A 4,559-nucleotide genomic window follows, 5' to 3' on the forward strand; every position below is an offset into this window, starting at 1 on the left:
GCGTTTCGCCGGCCGGTGCGCCGACGGAATCGGCGCGCGGCGACACGGCGCCGACGCGCGTCGGGTTGGCGCCCCAGGGGATATCCCGCTCCGGCCAGTGGATCTGATAGAGGTCGATGTAGTCGGTGCCGAGCTTGGTCAGCGACTTGTCGATGGCGTCAAAGATATCGGCGCGCACCAGTTGCGACGGCCTGTCGCCGCGAAACCAGCTGTTGGCCGTGCGGCCGACGACCTTCGAGGCCAAGATCACCTTGTCGCGGTTGCCCTTGGCCTTCATCCAGCTGCCGATGATCTTTTCGGTCCGCCCCTGCGTCTCCGCCTTGGGCGGGATCGGATAGAGCTCGGCGGTGTCGATGAAATTGACGCCGCGCGAGAAAGCCAGGTCCATCTGGGCGTGGCCTTCGGCCTCGGTGTTCTGCTGGCCCCAGGTCATGGAGCCCAGGCAGATCTGGGTAACAAGAAGATCGGTCCGACCGAGACGGCGTTTGTGCATGGATTCGGCTCCGGAGGAAGGCTGGCGCGACTGCGCGGAGGAGCCGCATCTATAGGCAAAGCAGAGCCGCTCTCCAAGCCTCGCCAGGCCGACTTTTGCGTGAACCAGCCGGGTTAGCGGCGAGCACCGGCCAGTGCACGACGCTTGGCCTCGTCGATCAGCATGTTGGCCACTTGCATGCGGATCATGGCGCGCTGGCGCAAATGTGGGGCGACGCGGTCGGGATGGTTGGCAAAGGCAAAGCTGCGGCGCATACGGCCGAAATCGGCGACCTGCTTGGGCTGATTGAGGCCGAGTTCGACGGCGATGGCTTCGGGATCGATCGGCGGCAGTTTTTCCTCGGGCTTTGGCTCTTCGGCGGCGAGAACCAGCTTGGCATGATCGAGCAAAGCGGCGAATTCGGTCGCCAGATCCGCGCCCGCCTCGCGATATTCGGCAGCGGAAACCTTGATGCGGCCGGAATGGAGTTCATCGGCCACCGAAAGATAGTCGAACGGGATGGATGGACGAGCGCCGGCCTCTTCGCCCTCGCCATTCTTGTCGGGGGCGATGAAGAGGTCGTCGAGCAACGAAGCGAAATCCCGCTTGGCGCCAGTAGCGATGTCAGCCTCCCCCTCGCCCGACCATTCGGGTATCGAAGCATAGAACCGGCTCGTTAAAAATGCATGGCACCGATCTCAATGAATTTAGCCGTCGCCTCGTGGCAGCCATGCAGCCAGCATTCGAGGCTACGATGCGCGTCAGCAAAAGTTTCACCCGGTTGCGGAAAATGGCGAAAAAAATCGCCAAGACATGGCAGGTATGCAAATGCTGCACTGCACAATTGTCACGATTCACCTATATTGGCAGCCGTGGAGGACCAATTTGGGGCTTGAATCATGGGTTTCTTCACTGAAATGTTCGCCCGGCCTCGGCCACAGGAACATCTGAGATACCGCTCGGCGCTCGCGCTGCTTCATTCGATGAGCAATGCCGACCGCGCCGACATAGGGATCAAGCCGGCCGACTTCCCCCGCATCGCCCGCGAAATGTCCATTCGCTAGCTGCATCCGGTGTTCAGGATGTCCCGGATCGGTCCGGGACACCTCCAAAAAATTCAATTCCTTAGCGCGATCCCAGGAACGTCGCCTTGCCCAACGGTACGCCATTGTGGCGAAGGATGTCGTAAGCCGTGGTGAGATGGAAATAGAAGTTGGGCATGGCCACATGCAGCAGATACTGCAGGCCGGGCATCGAGCTTTCGCGTCCACCAAGCTTCAGCTCGATGATCTTGTCATCGGAGCCGTCGAATTCGGCAGCCGAAAATGTCGCGAGAAGGTCGAGCGTCTTCGTGATGCGAGCCTGGACATCGGCAAAACTCGCCTCATTGTCCTCGTATTTCGGCACTTCGCGGCCGGCGAGCCGTGACGGCGCGCCCTTGGCATGATCGGTGGCGATCTGCACCTGCCTGGTCAAGGCGAACATGTCCGGCGCCAGCCGCGCCGTCAGAAAAACCTGCGGGTCTATCTTGCGGTCCAGCGCATTCTGTTCGGCGGTCGCAAGCACATTGGAAAGCGCTTTCAGCCTGGCCGAAAACACCGGCACGGATGCCTCATACATCGATATCGTCACGTCAAATCTCCTGCCCGGCCCAGCGCCGGCGGACGCGACGTAGCGCCTTCGTGCAGGATTTTTCAAGGCCGCCGACGCCGCGTCACCACGTTGCCGCAATCGCCGTCGTAGAATCCTCTTATCGAGCGGAGGTTCCCGATGAGATGCGCCCTTTTCGCAGCGACTGCCTTTCTCTCCCTTGCCCCGATCGGTCAAACGACCTTGGCAGCCGAAGATGCCCGCGAAACGCCCTATGTCGACGACCGGTCGAGCGCCGATGCTGTTGTGCGTTCGCTCTACAGCGCCATCAGCCGGCACGAATTCGCTCGCGCCTGGGGGTATTTCGGCGATACAAAACCGGCAAAGGATTTCGACAGTTTCGTCAAGGGCTATGACGGCACCGACAAGGTCGAGGTCTTGACCGGGGCGGTTTCCGACGAAGGGGCGGCCGGCAGCATTTTCTACAACGTGCCCATCGCCATCCGCGCCACCGACAAGAGCGGCGGCGAAAAGGTTTTTGCGGGCTGCTACACGCTGCGCCAGGTGAATGCCCAGATCCAGGCGGAGCCACCCTTCGATCCGATCCACATCGAGAAGGGGGCACTGAAACCCTCCGCCGCCGATTTCGAGGAGGCGCTGCCGCCAAGCTGCGGCGATGGGCCGCCGCCACCGAAGAAGGACACTGCGCTGGAGCAGGCAAAGAAGGCGTTTCTGGCAACCTATGGCGGCCAGTGCGACAAACAGTTCCTGGCCGACGAGCCGACGGTCTTTTCAATCAAATACAAGGACAAGGATGCGCAGCCCGGCGACCCCGACAAGGAGACGCGGCTGTTCCATTTTTCCTGCTCGGCCGCCGCCTACAATGAAAGCTCGGTCTATTATATGACCGACGAGACATCGGCCGTGCAGCAATTGCAATTCGCCGAACCCAAGATGGACATCCGCTACGAGAACAATGACAGCAACGGCAAATTGCTGGGCATGAGCATCGTCGGTTTCCAGACGTCCGGCTGGGCGGTCAATTCCGACTATGACGAGGCCACCCAGACGATCACCACGTTCAACAAGTGGCGCGGGGTCGGCGATGCTTCCGACGCCGGCACGTATCTGTTCCGCAACGGCAATTTCTCGCTGGTCCAGTACGACGTCGATGCATCATATGACGGCGAGCAAAATCCCGAGACTGTCGTCGACTACAACACTGCGCCTTGAGCGTCACACGGGCTTGCAGGCAGCCTGTCAGGGCGACTTCGACAGCATCCAGTTGAGCGTGCCGCGCCAGTCGGTCATGCGGATCGGGGTGCCATGGGTGCCGGTCTCGAAACGAACGAAACGGGTCGGGTAAGTCTTCGATTTGGCCAGGATCGAGCGAAAGAATGCCTCCTGATTTGCCACTGGGAAGACCACGTCGTGACTGCCCTGGCCGAAAAAGACCGGCACACGGCGCTTGAATGCTGGGCTGGTGAAAAAGCTCTCATCCCATAGCGAGCCGAGCAGCAGCAGGCCGTTGATGCGGCCGCCCATGTCCTTGCGCGCGGCAAGCTTCCAGCACAGCGCACCACCCATCGATCCGCAGGCAACGAAGATCTTCGCGCCTGGCGACCGGTCGGCATAGTGACCGATCAGCGCTGCCACCTGCGCTGCTCCCTTGTCGCCGAAATCGGTAAAATCCGGGCTAAGGTAGAGGCCGCCATTGCTGGCCATCAGGTTCTTGAGCCGGTTGAAATTGCCGCCGAAGGTGAAGTCGTCGACGCCTTGCTTGCGGCTGCCGCCCTGCCCGTGCAGGTAAAGCACGATGATGCCGGCGCCCTCGGTCTTGCCGACGGCGAAATGCCTGATATCGCCGGCGTCGGTTTTCAGCAACAGATCCTGCTGCACCTTGCGCACGCTGGCGTCGGTATATTGGGCGTTCACCCGCCGCTCGGGCACCTGGTCACGCTGGTTGATGTCGCGCATCTCGCGGTAGTCGATGACCGTGTAGGCACCGTTGCTGTCGGACGACAGCGTGGGCGGATAGGCGAAGAGATCGTCCTTGAAGGGTTTTAGGGACAGCGTCTGACTTTGCGCGGCCGACGACAGCAACGCGGTCGTGACTGCAAAGGCACAGAAAATTTGGCGGCGAAAAGACATACCCAACGCATGCGTAATTCGGCTTGGGTTTGTCAATCCTGCAGCACACCGCCGGCGCCTTCCAGCGCCTCGCGCGTGTCGACATCGACAGACGCCGCCGCGCCGATCTCGACATCGATGACATCGAGCCCTTCGGTCTCGACCAGATGGCGTGCACCGGTGTCGCCCTCCAGATGGGCGATCGCCGGAAACAGCGAACGCGGCAACAGCACCGGATTGCCGCGCTTGCCGTCATGCGAAGCGCGGACCACCGCATTGCCGCCGCCCTTGCGGAACGCATCGATCAAGCTGTCGAGATCGTCGGACGTGATATCGGGCATGTCGCCGAGCGCGATCATCACACCGG

Annotated in this window: 7 protein-coding genes; 2 read left to right on the top strand and 5 right to left on the bottom strand. The window is 61.3% G+C overall.

What is annotated here, in order from left to right; genetic code table 11:
- Positions 1 to 493, bottom strand: a 493-nt coding sequence (locus EN969_RS18220; protein ID WP_206525176.1) for an aldo/keto reductase, incomplete at its 3' end; no start/stop codon positions are given.
- A gap of 113 nt (positions 494 to 606) precedes the next feature.
- The gene (locus EN969_RS18225) at positions 607 to 1,062 is read right to left on the bottom strand and encodes a hypothetical protein (RefSeq protein WP_127419288.1); all 456 of its coding nucleotides are present in this window, start codon (positions 1,060 to 1,062) and stop codon (positions 607 to 609) included.
- A 309-nt stretch (positions 1,063 to 1,371) separates the two neighbouring features.
- On the opposite strand from EN969_RS18225, the gene EN969_RS18230 reads away from it, so the two are divergent.
- Positions 1,372 to 1,536: a hypothetical protein gene (locus EN969_RS18230; protein ID WP_023810361.1), complete on the top strand. Its 165-nt coding sequence runs from the start codon at positions 1,372 to 1,374 to the stop codon at positions 1,534 to 1,536.
- 61 nt (positions 1,537 to 1,597) lie between these two features.
- Here EN969_RS18230 and EN969_RS18235 read toward each other — a convergent pair whose 3' ends face one another.
- Positions 1,598 to 2,104 carry a DUF1993 family protein gene (locus EN969_RS18235; RefSeq protein WP_063167831.1) on the bottom strand — a complete coding sequence of 169 codons (507 nt, stop codon included), beginning with the start codon at positions 2,102 to 2,104 and terminating at the stop codon, positions 1,598 to 1,600.
- A gap of 138 nt (positions 2,105 to 2,242) precedes the next feature.
- Here EN969_RS18235 and EN969_RS18240 point away from each other — a divergent pair, with 138 nt between their 5' ends.
- Positions 2,243 to 3,295: a DUF1176 domain-containing protein gene (locus tag EN969_RS18240; RefSeq protein ID WP_063167830.1), complete on the top strand. Its 1,053-nt coding sequence runs from the start codon at positions 2,243 to 2,245 to the stop codon at positions 3,293 to 3,295.
- A gap of 27 nt (positions 3,296 to 3,322) precedes the next feature.
- Here the strand turns inward: EN969_RS18240 and EN969_RS18245 are convergent, their stop codons facing one another.
- Both EN969_RS18245 and EN969_RS18250 read right to left on the bottom strand, forming a co-directional pair.
- Positions 3,323 to 4,213, bottom strand: coding sequence for a phospholipase (locus EN969_RS18245; RefSeq protein WP_063167829.1), 891 nt, complete (start codon positions 4,211 to 4,213; stop codon positions 3,323 to 3,325).
- Positions 4,214 to 4,245: 32 nt separating this feature from the next.
- Positions 4,246 to 4,559, bottom strand: a 314-nt coding sequence (locus tag EN969_RS18250; RefSeq protein WP_164758330.1) for an NTP transferase domain-containing protein, incomplete at its 5' end; no start/stop codon positions are given.

Origin of the sequence: Mesorhizobium sp. M7A.F.Ca.CA.003.01.2.1, from assembly GCF_003998945.1 — a bacterium.
Classification (GTDB): Bacteria; Pseudomonadota; Alphaproteobacteria; order Rhizobiales; family Rhizobiaceae; genus Mesorhizobium; species Mesorhizobium ciceri.